Origin of the sequence: Sphingomonas turrisvirgatae, assembly GCF_001721295.1 — a bacterium.
GTDB classification, from domain to species: Bacteria; Pseudomonadota; Alphaproteobacteria; order Sphingomonadales; family Sphingomonadaceae; genus Sphingomonas; species Sphingomonas turrisvirgatae.
The window spans coordinates 15,994-41,999 of sequence record NZ_MDDS01000014.1 but is presented as its reverse complement, the minus strand read 5'-3'; the positions used below and the strand labels follow the sequence as shown (position 1 = coordinate 41,999).

Here is a 26,006-nt window from a genome sequence, read left to right as displayed (position 1 = left end):
GTCAGACGCGCCCTGTGACCGGGATCAGCGCACCAGTGATCGGCGCCGCGGCGTCCGACAACAGGAAACCGATTACGCCGGCCAGGGCTGCAGGGCTGACCCAGCGGTCGAACTCGGCGTTAGGCATGTCGGCGCGGTTGACGGGCGTGTCGATGATGCTCGGCAAAACGGCATTTACCCGAATGCCCGCATCTTTCAGCTCCTCGGCTAGACTCTCGGTCAGCCTCGCGACCCCGGATTTGGACGCAGCATAAGCGCCCATTCCTGCTCCCGCTTTGATTGCACCTGCCGCACCTACGTTAACGATCGAACCGCCCGTGCCGAGCAGTGGCAGCGCGGCGCGCACGGCATTCAATGCGGTGCGCAGATTGATCCGGTAGAGAAAATCCCAGCTCTCCACATCGCCTTCGGTAATCGTTTCCCAGCGAAAACCGCCCGCCACATTGACCAGCCCATGCAGCGCCCCCAGAGCTTCGATCCGGGCAAACGCATCCGCGACGCTCGCCGCGTCGGTCAGGTCAATGGCCGATAGCGACAGTGCGAGAGCAGGATCGGCGAACGGAGCGAGGTCAATGCCTGCGACAACATGGCCCGCGTTCAGAAGCTCGGCGCAAACTGCGCGCCCAAGGACCCCGGCTGCGCCGGTGACGACGACGAGTCTGGCAGTCAATCTTCTTCTCCTAAATTGGATGGCGACGGTGCGGGCTGGAGCCGTAGTGCCAACGGCCCGGCGCGTTCAGCAGTGAAATCGAGCTTGCTTCCGCGCACCGGCAGCGCTGTTCCCGAGCGCTCCGGCTGGAACGTGAAACAAGCGCCGACCTGCCGCGTGAGCACGGACGCGTTGTCAACGTGCTCATAGTCGAACCGCCGGCCGGACGAGATGAAGATCGCGCGGCGCAAGACGGTAGCAGGCTCACGCAAGCGTGGCCGCAGTTCCGGCAGCCATTCGCGCAACCGGCGCAGGTTGTTGCCCTCGCCCGGCCCGGCTGCGACCCGATCGCCATCGAGCATCCAATCGAGCACGATCGACTCGCCGCGCCACACTTGGGCGGCGCGCAGCGCGGACCCGGGATCGGCCACGAACATCGAATACAGCAGCGGCACATCGTCGTGAGCATGTGCTGCGGCGAGCAGCGCCAAGTCGAGCATGTGCGTGCAGTGCGAATAGGGCGAGTCGAATCCGGCAGCCTCACCAAGCGGTACGCCCCGCAGCCGCGCGGCCAGCAGATCACCGGCCGCCGGGCAGCTGGTCCATGGGTGACGCGGTGCCGCCGTACTGACCTGCGTGATCCGCTCCCGGTCGTGAAACAGCGCAACGACGAAATGGTGGAAATCATCCTCCACTTCGCCCCGCACTGCATCGGGTCCCGGCCGCAACAGGATGCGTCGCCGCAAACCGGGACAGCCGGGATAGAGATCGGGTGCTGAGAGGATCATCGCGTGCCGTTAGTCGCGCACGCCCTCCAGCAAACCCTTCATGTTGGCATGGAAGATACGCTTGATCGATTCGTCGCTGAACCCTTCAAATTCCTTCAGATAGTCCAGCGGCTCGGCGACCCCTTCGGGATGCGGGAAATCGCTGCCGAACAAGATGCGCTCGATCGGCATGTCCTCCGCCAGCGTCTGAAGATTATCCTCATAGAAGGGCGCGATGAAGATGTGCTCGCGGAAGATGTCACGCGGATGGCGCTTGAACGACTTCGGCATCTGGCCATAGGCCTTGTCCAGCCGGTGCAACAGCGGCCGTACCCAATCCGCGCCATTCTCGACCGAGATCATGCGCAGCTTGGGGAATCGGTCGAACACGCCATGGCAGATGAAGGCTGACAGCGTGTCTGAGATCGGCCGGCCGAGCACGTCCAACGTCGCTTGGAACGGATCTCGCTCGAACGGCTGATACTCACCCGACCCGCCGGTCCACCAGCGATAGATGCGGTCGTAGCCCGAGTCGGAGGTGTGCAGGCAAGTGAAGATGCCGGCTTCCTCGACGCGCGCCCAGAACGGGTCGAACTCCGGCAGGCCGGGCGAGCGGCTTCCGCGGAAGCCCGGCACGGGCGCGGGACGGACGCCGATGCAACGCGCACCGGCCTTCAGCACGGTCTCTAGTTCCTCGATCGCCAGCTCCTGATCGGCAAGGCTGATCATCGGCACCGAGAACAACCGGTTCTCGCGCGCGAAGCCCCATTCCTCATCAGTCCATTTGTTGAGTGAATGGAACAGTGCTGCCATCGCTTCGGGCTTGTGATTGAGCCGCTCCTCGATCACCGAAGCGAGCGTCGGGAACACCAGCGCGGCATGCACGCCCTGTTGATCCATCACCGCGATGCGGCCATCGCCCGAACGCCACTCAGCCGGCGGCCGAATGGGTTTGCCGGTCATCTCGCGCATCGTCAGGCCTTCGGGATTGTCGGCACGGTACCATTTCTCGTGCGTGCCCGGTCCGGCAACGACTTCGAAGGTCGGATTGGGAATATAATCGGACAGCTGCCCGCCAATGACTAGCTTCGCACGGCCGTTGAGCTCCACGAAATAGAAGTCGTTCGAGAACTGCTTGGGCAGGTGCCTGAGGAATGCCTCGGCCGGTTCGTAGAGATGATGGTCGGCATCGTAGACGTCGAAGGGCAACGCAGGCATCCAAGCTCTCCCGAAAGACAGCGCCAGCCGTACGACGCGCCGGCACTTCAATAACTGACGCTTTATCATTTTTTTGAAATGTCGCAAGTCGTGGCGATGGTGCCAGGCGCTCTGCACATCCGTGCAATGTTGCTGGCACGGGTCCACGTCAGGCGTGAAGCCGCTATGCACCTGCAGAAATGTCGCGGGCAGTTGCCCCGCACCGGGAGCTTTACGACCATGGCCGCGCTATTGAATCTTGCCCTTTCAGATGACCAGACGATGCTGCAGGAAACGGTAGCGCGTCTGTTCCGCGAGCAATCGACGCCCGAGCGGATTCGCGCTGCGGAGAGCGGACTCGACGAGGCGCTGTGGTCGAGCGTGTGTGAACTCGGTCTGCCGCTGATGCGTACCCCCGAATCAGCCGGAGGCCTTTCGCTCAGCTTGCTCGACGTCGCATTGGTTGCGGAAGAGGCCGGCAGAAACCTTGCATCGATTCCACTGGTGGAAACGATCGTCGCGACGCGCCTCGCCGGCCAGTTCGGCGCGGATGCGCTGGTGGCGGAGGTGGCTAACGGCGCCGCTGCTACGATCGCGCTGCATCCCGTCACCCCGGGCGGAGCACAGGTCGTTCCCGCCTTGACGGGCTGCGCGTTCGTGATCGCGCTAAGCGGCGAGCGGCTGATCGCTCATCGCGATCCGGCCGTCGAAGCGCCGGCCAACTGGACGTCGATGAGCGCGCTTGGCGCGTGGACGCCGCCCGCAACGCCGGGCGAAGGCGATGTCGTGCTCGCCCAAGGGCCGGGTGCGGTCGCGGCGTGGCAGTCTGCCGTCGAGGAATGGAAGTTGGGCAGCGCCGCAACACTCGCCGGCATCTCGCTTCAGGCGTTGCGCCTCGCCGCCGAATATGCCGGCGAGCGCGAGCAGTTCGGGCGCCGGATTGGGAGCTTTCAGGGTGTTGCGCATCCGCTGGCCGACGCCGCCACCGACGCTGACGGCGCGCGGCTAATGGTGTGGCAGGCGATAAGCGCGATTGCGGCGCGCGCGGCGGATGCCGCAGCGCAGGTGTCGATGGCATATTGGTGGGCGACGCAGGCCTCCGGACGCGCAACCGAGGCGGCGATCCGCACCTTTGGCGGCTATGGCGTAAGCCTCGAGAACGATATTCAGCTCTATTATCGTCGCGCCAAGGCACTGAGCCTCGTCGCCGGCGATCCTGAGAAGGAGCTTCAAAGTGTCGGCGACCGGCTGTGGTCGAACGGGTCGGCGGCGCTGCCCGACGCGGGCGAGATCGGGATCGAATTCGGCTGGGGCAGCCAGGCCGAGGCTTATGCCGACCAGCTCCGCCAGTTCATGGCGGAGAACGTCGATGACGAGCTTCGCGCAAAGATCCACCACAGCACCAAAGCGCACAGCAAACCCTTCGCGCAGAAGCTGGCCAAGGCGGGTCTGCTCTATCCGCATCTGCCGGCCGAATTTGGCGGCGAGGGCCGTAGCCAGATCGAACTCGCCGCCGCGGACGCGGTATGGGAGGAGATGGACTGGAACCGCACGGCAAGCGGCGTCACCGAATTCGTGCTGCAGCTCGAGATGAAGTTCGGCAGCGATACCGCGAAGCAGGAGATCATCCCGCGCCTCGCGTCGGGCGAAGGCGTCGGTTGCCTCGGTTTCACCGAGCCGGGCGCCGGGTCGGACATCTTCGGCACGAGTTTCAAGGCGGTGCAGGATGGCGACGAATGGGTGCTCAACGGCCAGAAGATGTTCACCACTGCCGGCCATATCGCCGACTACATCCTGCTGCTCACCCGTACCGATGCGAGCGGAAAGAAGCATGAGGGGCTGACGGTGTTCATCCTGCCGATGGACGTGCCGGGCATCGAGATCCAACCCGTTCATACGCTACAGGACGAGCGGACCAACATCACCTATTTCCAGGATGTAAGGATTCCCGACAAATATCGCCTCGGCGCCGTCGGTGGCGGCATGCAGGTGATGCACACCATGCTCGGGCTGGAGCATGGCGGCATCGTCTATCACTATGCGATGCCGGTCATGCTGCGTCATGCGGTTAACTGGGCGAGCCGCGGCCAAGCCGGCACGCGCCGCATCGACGAGCCGGGCGTGCGCCGCCGACTTGCCCGCGCGGCGACGATCGTCGCGGTGTCCGAAGGAATCTCGCGCCGCGACGTCTGGGCGCAGGCGACCGGAAATGGCGCGATCTCCGACGGACCAATGTCGAAGCTGTTCTCGACCGAAGGGTTGCGCAGCGCAGCCGCCGATCTCGTCGCTCTCGCAGCGCCCGAATCGCTGCTGTCGCGCGACGAGGATCTTGCGCTAGTCGAGGTGGCTATGCGGCGTGCGATCGCCATGACCATCTACGGCGGCACCAGCGAAATTCAGCGCAGCCTGATCGCGGAACAGTTCCTAAAGATGCCAAAGTCCCGGACCTAGCCCGGCCCGCATACCGGAACGTGCCGCTGCAGGAAGTCGAGCAAGATTGCGTCGAAGGTATCGTTGCGGTCGCCGACCACCATATGCCCCGCGCCTGCGATCACCGCGATTTCGAGATGCGCGATGCACGCCGCGAGCGCCGCCGCGCCTGCCGCATCGGTCACGTCGCTCAGTTCACCGCGCACCAGCAATGTGGGGGCGGTCACGCGGCGCGCGGCATCCTCCAGCCGCGTGAGCGCCGGCTGGATGCCGAGTCCATGCGACGGGTCGAAGAACCGCGGGTCCCAATGCCAGTGCCAACGCCCCGCCGCGTCGCGCCGCATGTTGCGTTGCAGGCGTGCGCCGGCGTCCGGCGCAGTGGCCGTTCCGTTTGTGGCAGCGAGCGCCGCCGCCGCAGCCTGAGGGGAGTCGAAGCCGTCGGGCGGCGGACGCAGAATGCTCGCGACGCGCGCGATGCCGCTTTCCAGCGACCGCGGCACCGCATCGACCAGCACGAGGGCGCGGATCATGTCGGGCGGTAGCCTGCCCGCGGCGGCGAGCGCAATCTTTCCGCCCAGCGACGCGCCGACCAGCACCGCCCGTCCCCCCGCCGCCTGGATTAACGACGTTGCATCTTCGACCAGCCGGTCATAGCCGTAGTCACCGTCCGGCGCTGGATCGCTGTCACCATGACCTCGCACGTCGCATGCGATCGCCTGCCAGCCCGCCGCCGCCAACTGCTTGCCGGTACGCCGCCAGCTCTGCCGCTTCTGCCCGCCGCCATGCAACAGGATAACCGCAGACGCGCCGGGCGCACCGGTTCGTTCGATCGCGATGCGGTTGCCATGACTGCCGATCACATATTCCGGTGTAGTAACGGCGGCGGCTGGTGTCACGCTGACCAGCCGCCATCGATCGCGATTACCTGCCCATTGACGAAGCTGCTCGCGCGCGACGAGAGGTAGACCGCCAGCGCACCGATATCCTCGGGACGACCGAAACGTTTGAGGGGGGTCCGCTCGATCCAGGCGGCGCCATATGCCTCGCTGATCGGCGCGTTCATGCGGGAGGGAAACCAGCCCGGCGCAATGCAGTTCACCCGGATCCGATCGTTGGGCAGCCAGCGCGCCATCACCCGCGTGAGCTGCTCGACCGCCGCCTTCGATGGCCCGTAGGCAGCGGACGGCGCGTCGTCGGTGTGGCGGGAGGCGACCGAACTGACGTTGATGACGCTCGACCAATCGTCCTCGGCCGAGCTTTTCGCGAGCAACGGCGTCAACGCCTGGCTCAGCAGAAACGTGGCCTTGACATTGAGGTCCATCACCCGGTCCCAACCGGAAGTCGGGAACTCGCTGAACCGCGCACCCCAGGTAGCGCCGGCATTGTTTACCAGGATATCAAGCCGATCGATACGTTCCACTAGCGCCGCGGTCAGCCGATCCGCGCCCTGTGGATCTGCAAGATCGACCGCGGTGCCCTCGACCGTCCCATGCGACCCGATCCGGGCCAACGCTTCGGCGAGCCGGTCGGGCTTGCGTGCGGCGATGAACACGGTGACGCCGGCGCGGACCAGCGTGGTCGCGATCATCTCACCGATCCCGCTGCTGCCGCCGGTCACCAGCGCCACCTTGCCGCTGACGTCGAACAACGATGCTATGCTCATGGCCGGCTCCGGATGAATGGCACAGTTCGCGCTCAGCGCAGCCCGTCCTCGCCGCCGATATCGGATGCAGCCAGGCCGCCCGCGCGCGAATGGATCCGTCCGCCCGTCGCCGCGACGAGCGCATAGGCGATTTCGTCGCGTCGCGGGCCGTCCCACACCGTCATTTCCGCGGTGCCGAAATGACTGCGGACATAGGCGGCATGAATATGGCCGAGCGGCACCATCAGCCGTGTGCCAAGCGTGCCCACTGTCTTGGCGGCGGGAACGATCGCCTTAGGTCCACCCAGCAGCTCGCGGAGCGCCCAGCCACCGGCCTCATGCCACAGCGCGCCATGCTCCAGCTCGCCATCCTCGCCTACAATCGCGCCCTTGCCATAGGCTTCGATTGACGCGGCCCCGAGCGCATCTACCAGCTTCTCCGACAGCGTCCGGCCGAGCGAGCGCAATTCCGCCTGGAACGAAAGCAAATCGAGCTCATGCCGGCCCGCAAAGGGGTTGCGCACGATTGCGAGCGCGGTCGCGACCCGCAGTGGGGTTGCCGCGCGCGCGCCGCGTTCGTGCCAGATTTCCTCGACGCTCAGCTGCGTCTTGCGGATGTCGATCATGCCGGACAGACTATTCGTCGACGACCGGATTGCTCAGGATGCCGATCCCCTCGACTTCGCACTCGCAGACGTCGCCCGCCTTCATGAAGATCGGCGGCTTGCGCGAGAAGCCGACGCCGCTCGGCGTACCTGTGGCAAGCACGTCGCCGGGCTTCAGGTCGAGAATGTCGGAGACATAGGAGATGAACGCGGGAATCCTGTGGATCTGGTAGCTGGTATTGCTGTCCTGATAGGTCGTGCCGTTGACTCGGGCCTGCACGCGCAGATTGTGCGGATCGGGAATCTCGTCGGCAGTCACCATCCATGGGCCAAGGCCGCCCGACGAACGGAAGTTTTTTCCTGGGATGATCTGCCGCGTATGAAACTGCCAGTCGCGAATAGAAACATCGTTAAAGATGGAATAGCCAGCGACGTGTAACATTGCATCGGCTTCGCTGATGTGCCGCCCGCCCTTGCCGATGATCACCGCCAGCTCGACTTCCCAGTCGACATCGTTGGAGACGGTCGGCTTCAGGATCGGCGCGTTGTGGCCCATCATCGTGTCGGGGTAGCGAGCGAATAGCGCCGGCTTCTTCGGCTTTTCGCGCTGGATGCCGACAGCTTTGATCTCTTCGATATGGTCTTCATAATTGATGGCTAGGCACCACAGATGCGTGGGATCAGGGATCACGGGCAGGAATTCGATCGTGTCGAGCGAATGATCGGCAGGTGCGTCGGCGAACTGCGCCGCCTCCCCCAGCCGATCCGCCGCGATCAGCGCCTTGAGACTCGGGACGTCGAGACGTGAGGCCAAATCGATCACGTCGTTGTCGCGCACGAGACCGAAAGAGTCGCCGCTGGGAGTGCTAAAGGAAACGAAGCGCATGGAGTGTCCCGTCTGAATTGCCGTTCCTGCGGGGCTAGGGTCACGTCGCGAGGTGAGCAAGCGACGGGTAGGCCGCGAAGGCAAGATCACAAGGATGTGAAATCCGCGCCAGACGCTGCCATGCCGTTCGGCAGCCGCCTATGATCCGCATCTCACTGCAAGGATCCGTCATGGCGCGCCCGCATCTCAGCCACTTTGGAATCTTCGTCCGCGATATCGACCTGATCGAACGCTTCTACACCGGGGTTTTCGGACTTCTCGCCACCGATCGCGGCGTCGGCAAGACATTCCGTAACCAGCTCGTCTTCCTCACCGGCGATCCGCGCCAGCACCACCAGCTCGTCCTGTCTGGGGGGCGCGCGCCGGACAGTCCCAGCACGGTGATGCAACTGTCGTTTACGGTCGAGTCGCTGGATGAGCTACGAGCGATACGTGACAAAGCGCTTGTCGCGGGTGCGACCTCACTGATCGGGCTAAACCATGGCAACGCCTGGTCGATCTATTTCGATGATCCCGAAGGGAACAAGGTCGAAGTCTATCTTGACACCCCGTTCCATGTCCCGCAGCCCTGCGGCGAGCCGCTCAACCTCGAGCTGGGCGACGAAGCGCTGCTTGCCGAGACGCGTGCGCTCGTGGAAACACTTCCCGGCTTCATGCCGCGAGACAAGTATGTCGCCGAACTCGCGCGAACGCTGGACTGACCGCTATTCGCCTAGCTTGCGACCGGCCGCAGCGTATTCAATCAGACGCGGTGCAGGATTGAGGCCGAGCGAGCGGACTTTCTGAATGACCACCGACAGACCGATCAGATCGGCATGGTAGATCGGGCCGCCGCGCCAAGCGGGCCAGCCATAGCCGTGCACCCATACCATATCAATGTCGGAGCCGCGTTGGGCAATGCCTTCGCCGAGGATATGAGCGGCCTCGTTGATCAGCGGGATCAGCAACCGGTCGAGGATCTTGTCATCGGAGAGAGCCTGGGTCATGGCGCCAGGGACGGCCCGCGCGACAAATAGGCCGGCGGCGAAGCCGAATTCGGTCGCGACCCGATTGATCGCCTCGGGCTCGACGCCCTCCCCGATCATCGCGTCCACGCTTCTTTTGAGCACGCGCATCGAGCGTTGGCCGATAAATCCGGGACCAATGCCCGACAGGACACCGACGCGCTTCAACTTGCGCGCCAGCGTGAACGCGGTCGCGACCGCTTCGTCGGAAGTCGCCTTGCCGCGCACGATTTCGAGCACGCGGTTCGCGCTTCCGGATGAGAGGAAATGCAGGCCGATCACCCGGCCCGGACGCGCGGTCGCGCGGGCGAGCGCATCAACGTCGAGATGCGTCGTGCTGGTCGCCAGCAGCGCACCGGGCGCTGTCTGGTCGAGTTCAGCGAGGATCGCCTGCTTGGCTTCCGGCGCGTCGGCCACCGCTTCGACGACGAGGTCGCAGGCCGCGAAATGGTCCGGGCTGCCGGCCAGGGTCAGCCCCGGCCGGTCAATCGCCGCACCAGCGTCACTCAGAGCTACCGCGTCGGCGTCGAACAATGTCGTCTCGATCCCCGCATCGAGCAGTGCCGCGGCGATCCCGCTCCCGATCGGCCCAGCGCCGGCCACCCCAGCGCGCGTGACCGCCCGCGGCTGGACATCGGGCGCGAGCCCGGCGACTTTCGCGGCCTGGCGTTCGGCGAAGAAGGCATAGCGCAATGCTGCCGATTGCGGCCCGTCCAGCAGCTTCTGGAATTCAGCACGCTCGACGGCGATGCCCGCGTCGAAATCGCCACGTGCGGCAGCCTCTACGCAGCGGATGATGGCGCGCGGCGCTTCTTCGCCATGCCGCAGCTTCTCTGCCTGAGCGCGCGCGGCTTCGAAAACCGCCGCGTCGGCATCACCGATCTTGTCAGTCAGGTCGCGCACGCGCTTCGCGGGACGCCCTTCGGCCAGCAGCGCACGGACATAGGACTTGGCTGCGGCGGTTAGGTCTGCCACGTCGGCGATGACATCGACCAGCCCAACCGACAATGCGCCCGACGCGTCCACCTGCCTGCCGGAGACGAGCAGGTCGAGCGCCGCCGCGATGCCCACGATACGCGGTAGCCGCTGCGTCCCCCCGCCGCCGGGTAACAGCCCCAGATTTACTTCCGGCAGGCCTAGCTTCGTGCCGGACGCAGCAATCCGATAGTGGCAGGTCAGCGCCACTTCGAGCCCACCGCCGAGGCATGTGCCGTGCAGCGCCGCCACCACAGGCTTGCCGGCCCCCTCGATCTTCCCCTGCAACTCGAAAAAATCGACCTTCGGCGATTCGACACCGAGCGCCTTGATGTCCGCCCCGGCAATGAAGGTGCGGCCGGCGCAAAGCAGCAGGATCGCCCGCACCTCGGGGTCGCCGATCGCCTGGACGAAGGCGTCGTGCATACCGTCCATCAGCTTGGGCGACAGCGCGTTTACCGGCGGATTGTCGAGCGTGATGAGCGCGACGCCGTCCTCCAGCGTCAGGTCGACCACTTCGTTGATCGCGGGCATCGATGATATTCTCCGGCTAGTCGGCAATGGGCTCAGTGACTCAAGCGCGGGATGGATGTCCGGCGGCCATCATCGCCTCCATCTCGGCATGCCATTGCGCGATCGGCTTGAACCCCGCGCGCGTCCTGCAATACTCGCGCGTGAAATCGCGGATTTCGGCTTCCGGCAACGTCAGGTCGAGCGGCTCCTTAAACGGCTGGGAGATGTACCAGTCGGTGTCGGCAAACGCTTCGATCCGGTTGCCTTCCGGATCATGGAAGTAGATCGACCAGCTGTTGCCGTGGATCACCGGCTCCATGCCCTTCGCGCCCGCTCCCACGAGCCGCGCATAGAACGCCTTGAGTTCGCCCAGCGAGCGCACGCGGAAGGATATCTGGTTGATATTGAGCTGGCTGTCGGGATCTCGCCCGGCAACCAGTACGATCTGGTGATGCTCGCGCGGATCGCGGCTGAGAAAAGTGATCGCCTTGCCGTTTAGCGTCCCCTGGTCGGTGATGAAGAACCCCATCACGCGCGAATAGAAATCGGCCATGATTTCCATGTCGGTCACGAAAAACCCGACATGGCTGAAGGCCATCTGATATTCTTGGCTAGCCGTGTGCGCCACCCTGCGCTCTCCCAAATGTCGAAGACATCTCCTCTGAGCTGTCCTTCTAGAATTTTAATGATAGAGAGACGATGCCGTTTTGTCTATCGTGCGCCAAGGGATGACCCCAATGAACGGAGAGGAAGATGACACCCGCTGATATCCGACTGGATGGGCTGTGTGCGCTCGTTACCGGCGGCGGCAACGGGATCGGCAAGGGGATCGCCCGCGGCATGGCCGAATTCGGCGCCGATGTTGTCATTATCGATATCGATGCCAACGCCGGTGCGCACGTCGCGGACGACATTGCGGCGGCCGGTGGCCGCAGCCTGTTCATTCAAGCCGATGTGATGGATAGGGACGCACTCCGTGCTGCGATCGATAGCGCCGCCCATCAATTCAGGCGGCTCGACATCTTGGTCAACAACGCCGGCGGCGGACGTCCAGTCAAGTTCATGGCGCAGAGCGAACGCAGCCGCGACCGTCATGTCGAATTCAACCTCGGCAGCCTGATGACCGCTACCCATCACGTTGCGCAGCATATGATCGCCTTCGACAATGGCGGCGCGATCATCAACGTGTCCAGCATCGAAGGACTGCGCGCCGCGCCGGGCTATGCGGTGTATGCTGCATGCAAGGCGGGAATGCTTAACTTCACGCGCACCGCCGCAGTCGAGCTGGCGGAATTCGGTATTCGAGTTAATGCGATCGCGCCGGACATCATCGTCACCGACGGCTTCGTGAACCAGGCCCCTGGGGCGATGGACCCGGCGCAAGTCGCTGCCCGCGCGCGCTACATTCCGATGCAGCGGGATGGGGCGCCCGACGACTGCGCCGGACCGGCGATTTTTCTCGCTTCCAAAATGGCCGCCTACGTGACCGGCACTACGGTCAGCGTCGATGGCGGAACCTGGGCATCGAGCGGCTGGGTGCGCACGCCCCAAAACGACTGGCGCCTGTTTCCCGACCTGCTGTCCGCCGCTCCGGGACCGAAGGAACTGCAACCATGACCATCGACGAATTGCTCGCGCGCGAGACGATCCGCCATACGCTGGCGCTCTACAACAACGCGGGCGACCGCGGCGCGGTGGACGAGATGATGCGCTGCTTCACTCAAGACGCGGTGCTTGAACTGGGGGACGACCGGCCCGAGGGGTGGGAGGCGATCCGCGCCTATTTTAAAGCGATCTTGGACAGCGGTCTGCTCGGCGGGACCGAGCGCCGCGCGGCGCGGCATTATGTGACCACCTCCCGGATCGAGCTGGACGACACCGAAACCGCGCATGGCTGGAGCTATTTCCTGCTGATTCGCGGCGACGTTATCCTGCAGACCGGCATGTACATCGATCGCTTCCGCAAGACCGGCGACACATGGCTGCTCAGTTCGCGCCGCGTGAAGCTGGAGCATGACGGGCTGAACCGCTGACTTCCACATATGCATAATCCGCCGAACGCAGATTGACCCTGGCCGGCCACGGCGCCCATCGGAGCCGATCAGATCACGGAGCGTCCATGACCGACCAACCCGATATTCCCGAAGGCTATGGCTACGAGCCGTCGGTGAGCGCGTTTATCAACCATATCGGCCACGTCTATTCGCGCCGCGCCTCTGGCCCGAATGGCGACGAGGTTTGGGCGGCGCTGCGCATCGAGGCGCACCATGTCAACGCGTGGAATCTGTGCCACGGCGCAGTGATGGCGAGCATGGCCGAGATCGGCACCGCCGGCCCGGGCTGGGATCCCGAAGGTCCGCCGGTGGTGGCGATCGAGATGTCGATGCAGTTCATCGGGGCGCCCAAGCTCGGCGAGCTGCTCGAAGTGCGCGGCATTCTGGTCAAGCGGACGCGCAGCCTGGTGTTCACCCGCGCCGAAGCGGAAGTCGGCGGCAAGCCAATCTTTATCGCGACATCGGTCCAGAAGGTGATCGGCAACTGAAGCGGCTATCCTGATGACCCCCGATCCCCTGTTGCCGCTTGCGCGGCTGGATGACATCCCCACACCGCCTGCATGGTTCGCGACCGCACTCGACACCCCGTACGAAGCGCTCGACGTAGCCATGACCGACGGCCGGCGGATCGAGGCGCGCGCCTGGGGGCCGGCCGGCGCACCCGGCCTCGTGCTGCTGCACGGCAATGCCGCTCATCTCGGCTGGTGGACCTTCCTCGCGCCGTTTTTTGCCGACCGCTTCCGCGTCACCGCCTTCTCGCTCGGCGGCATGGGTGGATCCGAATGGCATGACGATTATTCCGTCGCCCGCTTCGCCGATGAGATGTGGACCGTCGCGGACGCCGCCGGGGCCACGGCCCACACCTTGCCGCCAGTCCTCGTCGCGCATTCGATGGGCGGACTTCCCGTGATCCATGCCGGCGCAAAGGTCGACCGGCCGATTCGCGCGGCTGTGCTGATCGACGTCGGGCTGCCGGGCATCGACACCGGCATCGCTATTCCCGAATACAAGGGCCACCGGCTCTATCCCAGTGTCGAAGCGGCGCTGGGCCGCTTCCGCCTCGCACCGCCACAGCCCTGCGCCAATCGGTGGATCGCCGAGTATCTCGGGCGCATGGCGGTTCAGCCGGCGCATGATGCCGCTGGCAATGCCGGCTGGTCCTGGCGCTTCGATCCTCGATTATGGGGCGGCGTCCCGGCGGACGACGTCTGGCTGGAGCTTGCCGCAATGCGCTGTCCGGTGGCATTGATCCGCGGCGCCAATTCGCGGCTTACCGCTGGCGAGATGATCGCGCGGATGATTGCGGCGCTGCCGGCCGGCAGCCCGCTGATCGAGATTGCCGATGCCGATCACCACGTGATGATCGACCAGCCGCTCGCGCTGGTGGCGGCGCTCGACGCGTTGTTCGCCGGCTGGGTTCCTGGCCTCGGCGCCAAATCCTGACGGAGCATGCGATGCGGATTATGATCTATGGCGCCAATGGCTATCTCGGATCCCATCTGGTGCGACATTTCGTCGCGGCCGGACACGATGTCACCGGCTTTGTCCGCAGCGCCGACGCCGCCGCACGGCTGGAGGCGGCGGGCGCGCGCGCGACGCTAGGCGACCTCGCCGACCTCGACGGCGCGTTGGCCGCTCTGGATGGCGCCGATGCTGCGATCTACGCCGCGCAATTGATGCTCGAGGACGAGCGCAGGACGATCGAGGCGATGACCGACCGGCTGGCCGGCAGCGGCAAGGCCTTCATCTTCACTTCGGGCACCGGCGTTCTGTCGCAGCGTACCGATGGCGACTGGAGCGAGGACACGTTCGCGGAGGACGATCCGTTCGTCCCTTCCAAATACATCGGCTCGCGCAAGCTGACCGAAGATCTGGTCCGTGCAAGTGCCAACCGCAACCTGCGCGCGTTCGTGGTCCGGCCACCGCTGATCTGGGGCAATGGCGGCTGCCTCGCGGTCACCAACTTTTACGAGTCGGCCGCGCGCACCGGCCAGGTCTGCTATGTCGGGCGCGGCCTCAACCTCTATTCTAACGTGCATGTCGAGGATCTGGCGCGGCTGTACGAGCTGGTGCTCGACAAAGGCGTGCCCGGCAAGCTCTACCACGCCGTTTCGGGCGAAGCGAACTTTCGCACGATCGCTGAAGCTGTCGCGCGGACGCTGGGCGTCGCCGCGCGCAGCGTAACGCTGGCCGAAGCGATGGAGATCTGGGACAAGTTCACCGCGCTGATCGGGCTGAGCATCTGCAGCCGCTCACGCTCGCCCCTCGCACGGCGTGAACTGGGCTGGGCTCCCAGCCCCGAACGGCTCGACATCCTCGAGGAAACCCGCCACCCGGCTTTTGCCGCAGCGATGCGGAAGTACAGCTGACCGGCTCGGCCGGCGCCGTACCGATAGTTTAGGCAACGACCATCGTCTCGCGGCCTTCGGACGCACCTGTTGCCTGGGCAAACTGGATCGTGCCGACAATCGTCTTGACCTACTAGAATTTTAGATCGATAATTGAAGGGTCGTCAGCTATCGCAGGCACTAAAAGATAACAGGAGGAGAGAATGGCTTCAGCACCCCTCGCCGGCGGCCGAATTCCCGTGGCGGCGCAACGTGCGGGCCCGCCGATGGTGAAGTCTGCAGGACGAGTCCTCCAGATCCTAGAATTTTTCGACGATATCCGCCGCCCCGCCACCTTATCGGAAGTGGCCCACGCGTTCGGCTTTCCACAGTCGAGCACCTCGCAGCTTCTGCGCAGCATGCACTCGGAGGGCTATCTGCAGTTCGACCGCGAGACGCGGCGTTACGGACCATCGATGCGGGTCAGTCTGCTCGGCAGCTGGTGCGACGACCGCTTCGTCGGCGAAGGCGCGATGCTGCGGATGATGAAACGGTTGAACGAGCGTACCGGCCGCGCGGTGTTCCTCGCGTGCCAGGTGATGAGCCGCGCGAAGTACATCCATGTCTATCAGTCGTTGATCCCTGAGCGCCCGCATCTGACTCTCGGCACTAGCCGTCCGCTGAGCACATCGGGCGCCGGCATCGCGCTGCTTTCCACGATGGATGACAGCGAAGCGACCCGATTCGTGCTGCGCAACAACGCGGATCGCCCGGATGCAGTCGATACGGCGTCCGTCCGCGGCGTGCTGGCGATGCTCGCCCAGGTGCGGCGCGATGGCTATGTCTGTTTCTTCGACCCCATCCTATCGGGCGGCGTGCTTGCCGCGCCGCTACGGCCGCGTCCGGGACAGCCGCGCATCGCCATCTGTCTTGGCGATCATATGGAACATATGACGCGCGACCGCGAGTTCCTGACCGAGACGTTTCTAGAAGAAGTATCGCGTCATCATAGCGAGCAAGCGCTGGAAGACAGCAAAGCGGCCGTCGACTAAAGCAATGGGGCCCGGCGGTGATGCCGGGCCGCCCGTGCCTCAGTGTCCGATCTTGAGCGGGATGCCCAGCGCCTGACCGCCATCGACGATCAGCGTCTGTCCGGTCACATAGCTGCCATCGTCGGACGCCAGGAACAGCATCGCATTGGCGATGTCGATCCCCTGCCCCACGCGCCGCAGCGGCATCGTCTTTTCCCACTCGGCCACATAGTCCGCAGACATCCCAGCAGCAAAGGACACCGACATCGTGCCGCCCGGGGCAACGGCGTTCACGGTGATGCCTTCAGGTCCCAAATCGACTGCAGCGCCGCGGACCAGCGAGTTAATCGCGCCTTTCACTGCCGTATAGGCCGACAGCCCCGGAATGCTGTTGCGGTCCGCCATGATCGAAGAGGTCAGGATCACGCGTCCCGCTTCGCTCGCGCGGAGCAACGGGAACGCATCCTTCATCAACCAGAAGGCGGTGTTTGGCCCGACATCCATCGCCTTCGACCACTCCGAATCGGCGGTGTCAGACAACATACCATGGGGCGCGTAGGCCGCATTGTGGACCAGGATATCCAGGCCGCCCCACAGCCGCTTCGCGAAATCAACGATCTTGGTGGCGGCGTTACGCGTACCGAGCTCGGCGACAATCAGATGCGCCTCGCCACCGGCGGCGCGCACTGCATCGACCGTCTCCTGGCCATAGCGCGCGGTGCGCGTCGCGACGAGCAGCTTGGCGCCTTCCTCCGCGAAACGCTTGACGATCGCCTCGCCGATGCCGCGCCCGCCGCCGGTGATGATCGCTGTGCGCCCAGCGAGCCGACCCTGCGCCGTCTCAGCCATCGGCCTTGTCCCTACCCTGAGCGGCGCGATTCTCAGCTGTCATCTCGTCAAGGCCGACGGTGATGACATGGCCGCAGATCGTCCAGGCATTCGCATGACCGAGCGAGTGGGTGTCATATGCCGACTGCAGGGCGTTATGCTGGCCCTGCGCATCGAGCGTGAGGTTCACGGCGCGCTTCGCCATCAACAGCGCGTGCGGATGCATCCGGGAAATCTCGGCCGCCAGCGCGAGCGCGGCATCCTCGAGCTGGGCGCGCGGGACCACGCGGTTGACCATGCCAAGCCGATGGGCCTCCTGAGCATCGATGAACCCGCCTGTGAACAGCAGCTCCTTGGCCTTGCGCGGGCCGAATTCCCAGGTGTGACCGTGATACTCAACACCGCCGATACCCATCTTGATCACCGGGTCGCTGAACCGCGCGTCGTCCGCCGCGATGATCAAGTCGCACGGCCAGGCCAGCATCAGGCCGGCGGCGATGCAGGCCCCCTGCACCGCCGCGATGGTCGGCTTGGGAATGTCGCGCCATTTGCGGGAATAGCCGAAATAATGTTTCAGCTCCCAGGTATACATGCGCAGCATGCCGGTATTCGGCACGTCGTCGAACATCGACTTCCATGGCTCGATGTCGTGCACCTCCGGCGCGATGTCGTGGCCTGCCGAAAAATGTTTGCCATTGGCCTTAAGTACGATCACGCGCACGCCGTCGTCGGCGATCGCGCGATCGAACGCCTCGTCCAGTTCTTTGAGCAGCGCCGCATTCTGCGCATTGCGCTGCTCTGGGCGATTAAGCGTCACCAGCGCGACTCGGTCGCGCACCTCATATTCGATCAGGCTCATCGCGATCTCTTCCTCAGCGCGGCGGCATACGGATCGCGCCATCGAGGCGCACCGTCTCACCATTGAAATAGCCGTTACGGATCATTTCCAACGCCAGCGAGGCATATTCGGGCGGCTCGCCGAACCGCTTCGGGAAGGGCACCGTGGCGGCGAGCGCTTCTTTCACATTGTCCGGGGCACCCATCATCAGCGGCGTGTTGAAAATGCCCGGCATGATCGTGTTGATCCGAATGCCCTCCCCCGACAGGTCGCGCGCGATCGGCAACGTCATGCCGACCACCGCCGCCTTCGATGCCGAGTAGGCTGCCTGACCCATCTGCCCGTCCTGCGCCGCCGCCGAGGCGGTATTGACGATCACGCCGCGTTCGCCGTCGATCAGGTCGAGCGTCATCATGCCGGCCGCCGCGCGCGAGATGCAACGGAAGGTACCGACCGTATTGAGCATCAGCACCCAGGCAAAGGCGTCGGCAGGGAAAATCTTGACCCCACCGGTCTTGCGGTCCCGACTGACCGTCTTGATCGCGTTGCCGCCGCCGGCGCAATTGACCAAGATCCGCTCCTGCCCGTTCGCGGCTCGTGCCTGCTCGAACGCTGCGGCGACGCTGTCATCGGACAGGACGTCGACCTGGCAGAAGGTGACGCCAAGTTCGCTCGCTACGTTCGCCCCTGCCTCCGCGTTCAGATCGAAGATACTGACCTTGGCGCCCTGAGCGCGCAGCGCGGCAGCGGTCGCTCTTCCCAGACCCGAGGCGCCTCCCGTAACGATGGCCGCCACTGTTTCGTCGATCCGCATAGCGCTCCTTCTCGATTCGCGGCGCAGGTCGGTAGATATGGAAGGCGGCACGCTGTTCGATCGCACCCTCTCCGTAATCGGATGACCATCCGCTCGCTTGTTATTCTAAAATTCTAGACTCGTACGACGCCCGAAGCAAGCGCGGGGCCGGGTTTGACACGTGTGAAATCTTAGAATATTTCTCGAGGGACGAAGGACATTGCTTGCCTTTGGATCAAGCAACTCCAGCCCGTTGCGGCCGACGAGAGTTAGCAGCGCCGCGGAGGATGCAAAATGGCTGACGACAGGGACAAGATCTACGAGCTGCGTTTCTATTCGGTGGGAGCCGGGCGGGACGGCGACATGCGCGCCCGGGTGCAGAACGAGCTGAAGTGGCTGTTCCCGCGCCACGGCATCCGTCCGGTCGGCGGCTGGAGCGCGCTGGCAGCGCCAGAGTTGCCGCTCTTCGTCTATATTTCGCCGTTCGCAAACATGATCGAGCGTGACCGGTGCTGGACCGGATTCTACACCGACCCGGATTGGCAGGAGGTGCGCAACCGCACCAACGCGGGCAGCGAACTGGTCGAGGATTATAAAATCTGGTTCGTTCGCGAAATCATCGAATGGACTCAGCCGCCCGCATCGCCGGATGGTGTCGATGAGCTGGTCTTCTTCAAGACGCTGGTCGGCAAGAGCGCAGTGGCGGGCCGTGCCTTGCGCGAAAGCGAATTGCCGGCGCTGGAGCGTGCGGGGGCGGTAGTGCAGGGCGCGTTCGACGTGGTCAGCGGCGGCACCCTGCCCGGTGCGGTCGCGTTTCTGCGCTGGCCGGATTGGGAAACGCGCCGGGCCGGCCTCGCCGCGCTTGGCGATGATGCCACGCTAGTCACGCGTCGCGGCGCCGAGCGCGAGGAATTTGGACGCACCCTGATCGGAAGGACCGGTTCATACCTGCTCGATCCGGTCACGGTGGACTGGGATTGAGATAACGATCATGGCTTCCAAGATATATGCCGACCCCGGATCCGCGCTGGAAGGGGTGCTGTTCGATGGCATGACTATCCTGTCCGGCGGCTTCGGGCTTTCGGGCAATCCCGAAAATCTGATTCCCGCGATCCGCGACGCCGGCGTTCGCGATCTGACCGTGATCTCGAACAACTGCGGTGCCGACGGCTTCGGCTTGTGGATGCTGCTCAACAACGGGCAGATCCGCAAGATGATCTCGTCCTATGTCGGGGAGAACAAATTGTTCGAGCAGCTCTATCTTTCGGGCGAACTCGAGCTGGAGCTCAACCCTCAGGGCACGCTGGCCGAGCGCATCCGCGCGGGCGGCGCGGGCATTCCCGCTTTCTATACGAAAACCGGCGTCGGCACCGTCGTGGCGGAGGGCAAGCCGGTCGAGACGTTTGATGGCCAGGACTACGTACGCGAGACGTGGCTGAAAGGCGATCTAGCGATTGTGAAGGCATGGCGCGCCGACCCCGCCGGCAATCTGGTATTCCGCAAGACGGCGCGGAACTTCAATCCGGTGATGGCGACGGCGGGTCGGATCACCGTGGCCGAAGTCGAGGAAATCGTGCCGCTCGGCGCAATCGATCCGGATCATGTCCACACGCCAGGCATCTATGTCGATCGGATCATCCAGGGCGCGAAGTACGAAAAACGAATCGAGAAATTGACCACACGGCCCCGGCCCGAGCCGGCAAGCGCATGAACGAGGCATCCGAAATGCTCGTCATGCTGGCCGATCAAGCGGAGCGGCTGCTTGAAGACCATGCGACTTGGGAACATCTCAAGTCGCTGCTCGAAGCTCCTGGCAGCTTCGACCGTGAGTTGTGGGCGCAGTGCGCAGAACTCGGCTGGCCTGCAGCGGCGGTCGCCGAAGCGCAGGGTGGACTAGGTCTGGGCTTCGAGGCGCTCGCTTTGTTGAACGAAAAGCTCGGCGCGCGGACGGTGTCGCTGCCCCTGACGCCTGCAGCGGTGATCGCCGATGCTGTAGCGCGCGGCATTGGCGATCACCCCTCAGTGACGGCACTCGCCACAGGCGAGCGGATCGGCTGCCTCGCGTTCGGCGAATTGGGCGAATCCGGCCTGCCGCGAACACCGACACTTCGCTTTGCCGACGGCATGCTGCAGGGTGAAAGAGCGCTCGTGCCGTTCGCCGCCATCGCCGATGTCGCGCTGTGCCATGCGGCGGCTGAGGATGGTATCGGGCTGTATCTGGTGATGCTCGATCAGCCTGGCGTGACCCGTAAGGCGACTGCCACGATCGACAATGCCCGCGCTGCCGCGACCCTATCATTCGACGGGGCACACGCGATGCGGATCGATGGCGGCGACGGCTGGAGCGCATGCCTGCGCGCTGCGGCGCTGGCGTCGATTGCCACTGCGTTCGAGCAGGTCGGCGGCACCCAGAGCTGCCTCGCGCTCGGCGTCGAATATGCCAAGGAGCGCATCGTATTCGGTCAGCCGATCGGGCGCTTCCAGGCGGTAAAACACAAGCTGTCCGACATCTATACCGAGCTCGAGATCGCACGCGGCTGCGCGATCGACGCGCTCGCTGCCGCCGGGCGCGAGAGCACGGCGCTTCCCGCAATGGCGGCGATGGCACGGCTGGGCGGAATTCACGCTTATGAATTCGCCTCGCGCGAGACTATTCAGATCTATGGCGGTATCGGCGTCACTTGGGAGGCGGCGCCGCAGCACCATTATCGCCGCTCGCGCGCGCTCGCGCTTGAACTCGGCGCCGCACCGTTCTGGCGGGAATTGCTCGTCGACAATATCTTCACGCTGGCGGAGGCCCAAGGATGAGCGACGCACAGCGGCTGGATGCCGCACCGGCCGAAGAACTGCTAGCGTATCGCGCGCGCGCGCGCGCATGGCTCGCGCAGCATGCCCCGGCGTTCAGCGGCGCGGCGCGCGCGGGATTGAGTGCGGACGAGGATCTCGCGCTCGGACGAGCCTGGCAACGGCTTAAATCCGAGCATGGCTATGCCTGCATCACCCTGCCCCGCGCCTATGGCGGGGGTGGGGGCAGTGAGCTCGAGAAAATCGTCTTCGGCGAGGAAGAGCTGAAATACGATCTCCCTACGGTCTATTTCGGCGTGAGCCTCGGAATGCCGGTACCGATGATGCTCCGCTACGCAACACCCGAGGTCGCGGAGAAGCTGTTGCCGCCGGCGATTTGTGGCGACGACATCTGGTGCCAGCTTTTTTCGGAGCCCGCCGCCGGCTCCGATCTCGCTGCGTTGCGCATGCGCGCGACGCCTGCGACGCGCGGCGGCGTCGAAGGCTGGCTGCTCAACGGCCAGAAAGTGTGGACCAGCTGGGCGCAATATGCCTCCTGGGGAATCATCGTCGCACGCTCCGATCCAGCTGCACCCAAACACGCGGGATTGACGTTCTTCTATCTCGACATGCGCTCGCCCGGCGTCGAAGTGAGACAAATCCGCAAGCTGGCCGGCGAAACCGAGATCAACGAGGTCTTCTTCAACGACGTGTTCGTGCCCGACAGCCAGCGGATGGGGCCAGTCGGCGCGGGCTTCCGCGTGGCGATCGAAACGCTGATGATCGAGCGTTATTCGGTTTCCGACGAATCGCTCAGCGGTCCTGCGATCGAGAAGTTTGTCTGCTTTGCACAGGACGCACGAATCAACGGCAAGCCGGCGCTGGAGGACGGCGAAGTTCGCGCGCTAGTCGCCGACACGCTAGTCGAGCGTCAGGGATTGCGCTCGATCCATCGCCGCGCACTGGAAGCGATCGGCGCGGGGCGCGAGCCGGGGCCGGAGGGCGCAATCCGCAAGCTGCTACTCGGTCGCCGGCGCCAGCAGGTCGGCGCGACCGCGCTAGACCTGTTGGGTCCCGCGGGGGCGGCACTGACCGAAGGTCTGACCACCGTGCAGGATTTCGCTTGGTCGTGGATCGACTCGCCGGGGCCGCGAATCGCCGGCGGCACGGATGAGATCCTGCGGAATACGATTGCGGAAAAGGTGCTGGGTCTTCCCCAAGACCATCGGCCCGACAAAGGCGTGCCGTTCAACCAGCCGCGCTGACCGGGGCCGCGGTCCCCGGCCCTTCCTTCCATTTTGGCGGCGAGCTCACGCCTGGTGCGCGCGACACACCGGTGCTCCTTCAGCTCTCTGCCATTCACAAAAAAGGGCCGGCTCGCACTAGGCGAGCCGGCCGTCGGAAGGGCCAAAAGGTGGCCCGTGCGTTAGTCGCCGAAGCCGAAGCGGGCGCGAACGCCGAACATCCGCGGCGGACCATAGCTGAACGTCGTCGTGCCGGGGCTCGGGCCGCTCAGGCTGTTGTTGATGTAGTATTCCTTGTCGAACAGGTTATCGACGAACAGCGTAACGCTCAAATTCTGGTCGGCGATGTTGGCGACCTCGAGCCGGAGATTGGCCAGGTCGTAGCTTGGAACCGCTGCGACGATGCCCTTGCGGTAGCCATCGGTCCAGTAATAGTCGCCCGACAGCGTTACTGTCATGCCGTCAATGTTCGCGAGCTCTGCGCGCGCGCCCAGGCTGAAGCTGGTCTTCGGCGTGTTCAGAAAAATGCCTGAGCTCGTCGCGACGCCGTTCAAGATCGCGGGGTTGGTGAACTCGAGATACTTCGCATCGATCAGCGAGCCGCCAAAGGTGAACTGCAAGCCCCGTACCGGCTGGATGAAGCCATCGATCTCGATACCCTGCACCCTCGCCTTGGCCCCGTTGATGATCAATGCAGTGCTGGCAGGATCGTTGGCAGAGTTGTTATCTCCGTCCAAATTGGCGGGAATGCCGGCGATCTGACGCTGCAGGTCGTTGAAAATACCGCGATATGCCGCGATGTTGACACGTCCCGAAAAGTCCCCGCTGCGCCAGTTGGTCTTCAGACCGACTTCGATATCGTCAACCGTCTGCGGTTGATAAAATTGCAGGCTGGTCAACGCGCCACCGAGCAGCGGCGGGTTCGATCCACCCGAACGATAGCCGCGGCGAGCGACCGCGTAGGTGAAGAAATTTTCATCGATCTTGTAGTCGAGGCCGACGGTCCAGGTCAGCTTCTCGAACTTGGCATCGATGTCGAAACGGTTGGCGTAGGTCCTGCACTGGGCAGTGGACTGGAGTGGCGTCGAAGCCCCCCCCAGCGTAACCGAGCAGACACCCTGAGAGTCCCAAGTGTAGCGGGCCGCCGCGGTCGCGCTCAACCCTTCGAGCCCACCGCCGAAGCTGTATGTCAGATTGCCGAAGACAGCCTTGCTTTGCTCACGATAAAGCGTGTTGCCGACCGTCGAGAGCCGCCATGTCGCCAGCGGGATCGACGGCGGGCGCAGAAAATCCGAAAACAGGCTGATCGAGCCGGTTGGGCGCGTCTTGAGATAGAAGCCGCCGACCAGGAAATCGAGGCGATCCTCAAACGCCGAACCGGAGAGCTGAAGCTCGTCGGTAATCTGTGCCTCGTGGCGGGTAAGCGCGGTATTGATCAACGGAACGGGCACACCGTCGGTGTTGCCGCGCTGGTCGACCTCGGTCTTGCGCCAGCCGAAGATGTTCTTGATCGTCACTGCGCCGAGATCGATGGTCGTCGTATTCGAAATACCCTGCAACCGGGTCCGGTCGAATGCGTCGACATCGGAATAGACCTTGCGCGGCCCGATCTGCCTTTGGCGCTCCACCATGAGATCGACGTCGCAATTCACCGATGTGTTGCAATTGAACGTGTCGTTGATCAGCTGGGCATTGGCCGCACCGACGATGCCGGCATAGTTTTGGCCGTTTCGATATGGCGGGGTGGGACTCGCGACCTGCGTCGGGGTCACACCAATATACGGTCCGCTACGAATGAAATAATCGTAGACGAACGTGTTCTCGATGAAGTCCAGCGGCGCGAGCCGCAGCGAAACTCGGAACGAGTCGTTATGTAGCGGATCGAAGTCGGCGCCGACCCCCAGGTTCTCGGTGAATCCATCACGCCGCTCAATATTGCCGGCAACGCGCAGCGCCACGCCCTGGGTGATGGGCAAGTTCACCGCGCCCTGGATCGCGTGCCAGCCATATTCGCCGACCGTGACCTGACCATAGCCCTCGAAGCGGTCGGTCGGCGCCTGCGAATAGATCAGCAGCGCGCCGCCGGTTGTATTGCGGCCGAACAGCGTACCCTGCGGGCCCTTGAGCACCTGAACCGACGAGATGTCGTAGGTCGGGATCGAGCTGCCGAAGCCGGGCAGCGGAACCTCGTTGAAATAGCTGATGACCGAGGGCAGACCCGGGCCGATCACGTCCTTGCCCTGACCGCGGATGGTCAGCGTGGTGTTCGCCTCGGTACCAGCGCCCGAGAAGACCACGCCGGGCACGACCTTCTGCAGATCGATCGTCGTCTGGATGTTGCGCTCGGTCAGCATCTCGCTGGTGACCGCGGTGACCGCGACCGGTACCGTCTGGAGGCTTTCCTCACGACGGCGGGCCGTAACGACGATGTCTGGAATCGCGCTATCCGGCGCGTCTTCCTGAGCGACGGCCGCAGCCGCAGCGTCCTGCGCAATTGCCGGGGCGGCAGCAAAAAGCATGATGGATGCGCAGCTGGCGTTAAGTGCCGCGCGAAAACGGATTGACCGCATCAGTTCCTCTCCTGATCGTATCTCGAGCACGGAAGCCCAGACTCGCAGACTAAACTACTAATATTTTACCGTACGTCCAGTTGCTATTATGTCACAGGGCTGATTTTACGATGCGATGCGATGCAGACGCCGTTCCGCGGCTGCCAACAGGCGACTTAACTGATGGAAATGCCAAGCGAAACCGATGCTTCGGGAACGAACAAGAGCGGTCAGGCCCTTGGGCGCAAAGGTGCCGATACGCGGAGGCGCTTACTCGATTCAGCGCGCGAATTGCTCAATCGCGGGGTGAAACTCACCGCGGCAGCGATTTCACGCGAAGCAGGCGTGTCGGCCCCTACCTTCTATCTCTATTTCGAAAATATTCCCGATATTCAGCTCAGCCTTTCGGACGAAGCTGGAGAGGACATGGCTGAGATACTGGGAATCCTCGAACTGCCGTGGCTCCCTTCGACTGTCAGTTTGCGAAGCGAACAGCTGGTGCGCGCATTTTATGCTCATTGGGATCGCAATCGTCCGATCCTCAGCACGCGCAATCATCAATCCGACCTAGGAAATTCCGATTTCAACCATTCCCGCCGTCGCGCGGCGATGCCGATAATCAATGCTTTGTCACAACGGATATGTGAGGCGCAGGGCAGCTCGCGAGTAAGCGATCGGGACGCGCTGGCACGCAGCGTTATCGTTTATGCGGCAATGGAGCGGCTCGCTGCGCGCGGCTCAGCACGCACGCTGCAGCCCGGCGACCTGAGTGACGAGGAATTGATCCGTGCAGAAGCGCATGTCCTTGCCCTCCTCTTCCGCACGGCACCTGAGCATGCAACGGATTGAGCCAGTGATTTGACCCGCGACGCCAAAAAGATAACAGAAGG

26 protein-coding genes are annotated in these 26,006 nt (G+C 64.0%); 13 read left to right on the top strand and 13 right to left on the bottom strand.

The window, feature by feature from the left end; all coding sequences use genetic code 11:
- Position 1: 1 nt before the first annotated feature.
- Genes BFL28_RS06910 through BFL28_RS06900 form a run of 3 tightly spaced genes read right to left on the bottom strand, consistent with a single transcriptional unit; the run spans position 2 to position 2,634 of the window.
- The gene (locus tag BFL28_RS06910) at positions 2 to 670 is read right to left on the bottom strand and encodes an SDR family NAD(P)-dependent oxidoreductase (protein WP_069319885.1); all 669 of its coding nucleotides are present in this window, start codon (positions 668 to 670) and stop codon (positions 2 to 4) included.
- Complete coding sequence (locus BFL28_RS06905) at positions 667 to 1,437, bottom strand: hypothetical protein (protein WP_069319884.1); 771 nt, start codon at positions 1,435 to 1,437, stop codon at positions 667 to 669. Before BFL28_RS06905 ends, BFL28_RS06910 begins: the two co-directional genes overlap by 4 nt.
- Positions 1,438 to 1,446: 9 nt before the next feature.
- Positions 1,447 to 2,634 carry an amidohydrolase family protein gene (locus BFL28_RS06900; protein WP_069319883.1) on the bottom strand — a complete coding sequence of 396 codons (1,188 nt, stop codon included), beginning with the start codon at positions 2,632 to 2,634 and terminating at the stop codon, positions 1,447 to 1,449.
- Positions 2,635 to 2,853: 219 nt separating this feature from the next.
- Between BFL28_RS06900 and BFL28_RS06895 the strand changes: the two genes are divergently transcribed.
- Complete coding sequence (locus tag BFL28_RS06895) at positions 2,854 to 5,064, top strand: acyl-CoA dehydrogenase family protein (RefSeq protein WP_206599090.1); 2,211 nt, start codon at positions 2,854 to 2,856, stop codon at positions 5,062 to 5,064.
- On the opposite strand, the gene BFL28_RS06890 is transcribed toward BFL28_RS06895, so the two are convergent.
- Genes BFL28_RS06890 through BFL28_RS06875 form a run of 4 tightly spaced genes read right to left on the bottom strand, consistent with a single transcriptional unit; the run spans position 5,061 to position 8,236 of the window.
- Positions 5,061 to 5,939 (bottom strand): alpha/beta fold hydrolase, encoded by an 879-nt coding sequence (locus BFL28_RS06890; RefSeq protein ID WP_158011628.1) that lies wholly within the window; start codon positions 5,937 to 5,939, stop codon positions 5,061 to 5,063. The two genes, BFL28_RS06895 and BFL28_RS06890, sit on opposite strands and share 4 nt — an antisense overlap.
- Entirely contained in the window at positions 5,936 to 6,706 is a 771-nt protein-coding gene (locus BFL28_RS06885) for an SDR family oxidoreductase (protein ID WP_069319882.1), read from the bottom strand. Before BFL28_RS06885 ends, BFL28_RS06890 begins: the two co-directional genes overlap by 4 nt.
- A 32-nt stretch (positions 6,707 to 6,738) precedes the next feature.
- A complete protein-coding gene (locus tag BFL28_RS06880; RefSeq protein WP_069319881.1) occupies positions 6,739 to 7,311 on the bottom strand; it encodes an amino acid synthesis family protein in 573 nt (190 codons plus the stop codon).
- A gap of 10 nt (positions 7,312 to 7,321) precedes the next feature.
- A complete protein-coding gene (locus BFL28_RS06875; RefSeq protein WP_206599089.1) occupies positions 7,322 to 8,236 on the bottom strand; it encodes a fumarylacetoacetate hydrolase family protein in 915 nt (304 codons plus the stop codon).
- Positions 8,237 to 8,346: 110 nt separating this feature from the next.
- On the opposite strand from BFL28_RS06875, the gene BFL28_RS06870 reads away from it, so the two are divergent.
- On the top strand, positions 8,347 to 8,877 hold the full coding sequence (locus BFL28_RS06870; protein ID WP_079246998.1) for a VOC family protein: 531 nt from the start codon (positions 8,347 to 8,349) through the stop codon (positions 8,875 to 8,877).
- Positions 8,878 to 8,880: 3 nt separating this feature from the next.
- Here BFL28_RS06870 and BFL28_RS06865 read toward each other — a convergent pair whose 3' ends face one another.
- Entirely contained in the window at positions 8,881 to 10,689 is a 1,809-nt protein-coding gene (locus tag BFL28_RS06865) for an enoyl-CoA hydratase-related protein (protein ID WP_069319878.1), read from the bottom strand.
- A 40-nt stretch (positions 10,690 to 10,729) separates the two neighbouring features.
- Positions 10,730 to 11,296 (bottom strand): VOC family protein, encoded by a 567-nt coding sequence (locus BFL28_RS06860; RefSeq protein WP_206599088.1) that lies wholly within the window; start codon positions 11,294 to 11,296, stop codon positions 10,730 to 10,732.
- 125 nt (positions 11,297 to 11,421) lie between these two features.
- On the opposite strand from BFL28_RS06860, the gene BFL28_RS06855 reads away from it, so the two are divergent.
- The 6 genes from BFL28_RS06855 (at position 11,422) to BFL28_RS06830 (ending at position 16,101) form a co-directional block, all read left to right on the top strand.
- Positions 11,422 to 12,285: an SDR family NAD(P)-dependent oxidoreductase gene (locus tag BFL28_RS06855; protein WP_069319876.1), complete on the top strand. Its 864-nt coding sequence runs from the start codon at positions 11,422 to 11,424 to the stop codon at positions 12,283 to 12,285.
- Entirely contained in the window at positions 12,282 to 12,701 is a 420-nt protein-coding gene (locus BFL28_RS06850) for a nuclear transport factor 2 family protein (protein WP_069319875.1), read from the top strand. The genes BFL28_RS06855 and BFL28_RS06850 overlap by 4 nt, the downstream gene beginning before the upstream one ends.
- A gap of 86 nt (positions 12,702 to 12,787) precedes the next feature.
- Entirely contained in the window at positions 12,788 to 13,210 is a 423-nt protein-coding gene (locus tag BFL28_RS06845; protein ID WP_069319874.1) for a PaaI family thioesterase, read from the top strand.
- A gap of 13 nt (positions 13,211 to 13,223) precedes the next feature.
- On the top strand, positions 13,224 to 14,165 hold the full coding sequence (locus tag BFL28_RS06840) for an alpha/beta fold hydrolase (RefSeq protein ID WP_069319873.1): 942 nt from the start codon (positions 13,224 to 13,226) through the stop codon (positions 14,163 to 14,165).
- Between the two features lie 11 nt (positions 14,166 to 14,176).
- Complete coding sequence (locus BFL28_RS06835; protein ID WP_069319872.1) at positions 14,177 to 15,091, top strand: NAD-dependent epimerase/dehydratase family protein; 915 nt, start codon at positions 14,177 to 14,179, stop codon at positions 15,089 to 15,091.
- A 182-nt stretch (positions 15,092 to 15,273) separates the two neighbouring features.
- Positions 15,274 to 16,101 (top strand): IclR family transcriptional regulator, encoded by an 828-nt coding sequence (locus tag BFL28_RS06830; RefSeq protein WP_079246988.1) that lies wholly within the window; start codon positions 15,274 to 15,276, stop codon positions 16,099 to 16,101.
- A gap of 39 nt (positions 16,102 to 16,140) precedes the next feature.
- Here BFL28_RS06830 and BFL28_RS06825 read toward each other — a convergent pair whose 3' ends face one another.
- Genes BFL28_RS06825 through BFL28_RS06815 form a run of 3 tightly spaced genes read right to left on the bottom strand, consistent with a single transcriptional unit; the run spans position 16,141 to position 18,560 of the window.
- Complete coding sequence (locus BFL28_RS06825) at positions 16,141 to 16,929, bottom strand: SDR family NAD(P)-dependent oxidoreductase (protein WP_069319870.1); 789 nt, start codon at positions 16,927 to 16,929, stop codon at positions 16,141 to 16,143.
- The gene (locus tag BFL28_RS06820) at positions 16,922 to 17,809 is read right to left on the bottom strand and encodes an enoyl-CoA hydratase (protein WP_241527243.1); all 888 of its coding nucleotides are present in this window, start codon (positions 17,807 to 17,809) and stop codon (positions 16,922 to 16,924) included. The genes BFL28_RS06825 and BFL28_RS06820 overlap by 8 nt, the downstream gene beginning before the upstream one ends.
- Positions 17,781 to 18,560, bottom strand: coding sequence for an SDR family NAD(P)-dependent oxidoreductase (locus BFL28_RS06815; RefSeq protein ID WP_069319869.1), 780 nt, complete (start codon positions 18,558 to 18,560; stop codon positions 17,781 to 17,783). The genes BFL28_RS06820 and BFL28_RS06815 overlap by 29 nt, the downstream gene beginning before the upstream one ends.
- A 273-nt stretch (positions 18,561 to 18,833) precedes the next feature.
- Here BFL28_RS06815 and BFL28_RS06810 point away from each other — a divergent pair, with 273 nt between their 5' ends.
- The 4 genes from BFL28_RS06810 to BFL28_RS06795 are packed head-to-tail and all read left to right on the top strand — an operon-like array spanning position 18,834 to position 22,588.
- Positions 18,834 to 19,520 carry an NIPSNAP family protein gene (locus tag BFL28_RS06810; protein ID WP_069319868.1) on the top strand — a complete coding sequence of 229 codons (687 nt, stop codon included), beginning with the start codon at positions 18,834 to 18,836 and terminating at the stop codon, positions 19,518 to 19,520.
- A 10-nt stretch (positions 19,521 to 19,530) separates the two neighbouring features.
- Complete coding sequence (locus BFL28_RS06805) at positions 19,531 to 20,250, top strand: CoA transferase subunit A (RefSeq protein ID WP_069319867.1); 720 nt, start codon at positions 19,531 to 19,533, stop codon at positions 20,248 to 20,250.
- Entirely contained in the window at positions 20,247 to 21,347 is a 1,101-nt protein-coding gene (locus tag BFL28_RS06800) for an acyl-CoA dehydrogenase family protein (RefSeq protein WP_069319866.1), read from the top strand. The genes BFL28_RS06805 and BFL28_RS06800 overlap by 4 nt, the downstream gene beginning before the upstream one ends.
- Positions 21,344 to 22,588, top strand: a complete 1,245-nt coding sequence (locus BFL28_RS06795) for an acyl-CoA dehydrogenase family protein (protein WP_069319865.1) — start codon at positions 21,344 to 21,346, stop codon at positions 22,586 to 22,588. The genes BFL28_RS06800 and BFL28_RS06795 overlap by 4 nt, the downstream gene beginning before the upstream one ends.
- Before the next feature lie 161 nt (positions 22,589 to 22,749).
- Here the strand turns inward: BFL28_RS06795 and BFL28_RS06790 are convergent, their stop codons facing one another.
- Positions 22,750 to 25,086, bottom strand: coding sequence for a TonB-dependent receptor (locus tag BFL28_RS06790; protein WP_069319864.1), 2,337 nt, complete (start codon positions 25,084 to 25,086; stop codon positions 22,750 to 22,752).
- Between the two features lie 213 nt (positions 25,087 to 25,299).
- Between BFL28_RS06790 and BFL28_RS06785 the strand changes: the two genes are divergently transcribed.
- Positions 25,300 to 25,965, top strand: a complete 666-nt coding sequence (locus BFL28_RS06785) for a TetR/AcrR family transcriptional regulator (RefSeq protein WP_079246986.1) — start codon at positions 25,300 to 25,302, stop codon at positions 25,963 to 25,965.
- The last annotated feature ends 41 nt before the right edge of the window (positions 25,966 to 26,006 follow it).

Bases quoted from the DNA above. Each gene is read 5' to 3' on its own strand.
- BFL28_RS06880 (WP_069319881.1), bottom strand. From the start codon at position 7,311: ATGATCGACATCCGCAAGACGCAGCTGAGCGTCGAGGAAATCTGGCAC.
- BFL28_RS06785 (WP_079246986.1), top strand. From the start codon at position 25,300: ATGGAAATGCCAAGCGAAACCGATGCTTCGGGAACGAACAAGAGCGGT.
- BFL28_RS06810 (WP_069319868.1), top strand. From the start codon at position 18,834: ATGGCTGACGACAGGGACAAGATCTACGAGCTGCGTTTCTATTCGGTG.
- BFL28_RS06905 (WP_069319884.1), bottom strand. From the start codon at position 1,437: ATGATCCTCTCAGCACCCGATCTCTATCCCGGCTGTCCCGGTTTGCGG.
- BFL28_RS06885 (WP_069319882.1), bottom strand. From the start codon at position 6,706: ATGAGCATAGCATCGTTGTTCGACGTCAGCGGCAAGGTGGCGCTGGTG.
- BFL28_RS06795 (WP_069319865.1), top strand. From the start codon at position 21,344: ATGAGCGACGCACAGCGGCTGGATGCCGCACCGGCCGAAGAACTGCTA.
- BFL28_RS06835 (WP_069319872.1), top strand. From the start codon at position 14,177: ATGCGGATTATGATCTATGGCGCCAATGGCTATCTCGGATCCCATCTG.
- BFL28_RS06820 (WP_241527243.1), bottom strand. From the start codon at position 17,809: ATGGCGCGATCCGTATGCCGCCGCGCTGAGGAAGAGATCGCGATGAGC.
- BFL28_RS06805 (WP_069319867.1), top strand. From the start codon at position 19,531: ATGGCTTCCAAGATATATGCCGACCCCGGATCCGCGCTGGAAGGGGTG.
- BFL28_RS06830 (WP_079246988.1), top strand. From the start codon at position 15,274: ATGGCTTCAGCACCCCTCGCCGGCGGCCGAATTCCCGTGGCGGCGCAA.
- BFL28_RS06790 (WP_069319864.1), bottom strand. From the start codon at position 25,086: ATGCTTTTTGCTGCCGCCCCGGCAATTGCGCAGGACGCTGCGGCTGCG.
- BFL28_RS06815 (WP_069319869.1), bottom strand. From the start codon at position 18,560: ATGCGGATCGACGAAACAGTGGCGGCCATCGTTACGGGAGGCGCCTCG.
- BFL28_RS06895 (WP_206599090.1), top strand. From the start codon at position 2,854: ATGGCCGCGCTATTGAATCTTGCCCTTTCAGATGACCAGACGATGCTG.
- BFL28_RS06845 (WP_069319874.1), top strand. From the start codon at position 12,788: ATGACCGACCAACCCGATATTCCCGAAGGCTATGGCTACGAGCCGTCG.
- BFL28_RS06900 (WP_069319883.1), bottom strand. From the start codon at position 2,634: ATGCCTGCGTTGCCCTTCGACGTCTACGATGCCGACCATCATCTCTAC.
- BFL28_RS06840 (WP_069319873.1), top strand. From the start codon at position 13,224: ATGACCCCCGATCCCCTGTTGCCGCTTGCGCGGCTGGATGACATCCCC.
- BFL28_RS06865 (WP_069319878.1), bottom strand. From the start codon at position 10,689: ATGCCCGCGATCAACGAAGTGGTCGACCTGACGCTGGAGGACGGCGTC.
- BFL28_RS06850 (WP_069319875.1), top strand. From the start codon at position 12,282: ATGACCATCGACGAATTGCTCGCGCGCGAGACGATCCGCCATACGCTG.
- BFL28_RS06855 (WP_069319876.1), top strand. From the start codon at position 11,422: ATGACACCCGCTGATATCCGACTGGATGGGCTGTGTGCGCTCGTTACC.
- BFL28_RS06870 (WP_079246998.1), top strand. From the start codon at position 8,347: ATGGCGCGCCCGCATCTCAGCCACTTTGGAATCTTCGTCCGCGATATC.
- BFL28_RS06800 (WP_069319866.1), top strand. From the start codon at position 20,247: ATGAACGAGGCATCCGAAATGCTCGTCATGCTGGCCGATCAAGCGGAG.
- BFL28_RS06825 (WP_069319870.1), bottom strand. From the start codon at position 16,929: ATGGCTGAGACGGCGCAGGGTCGGCTCGCTGGGCGCACAGCGATCATC.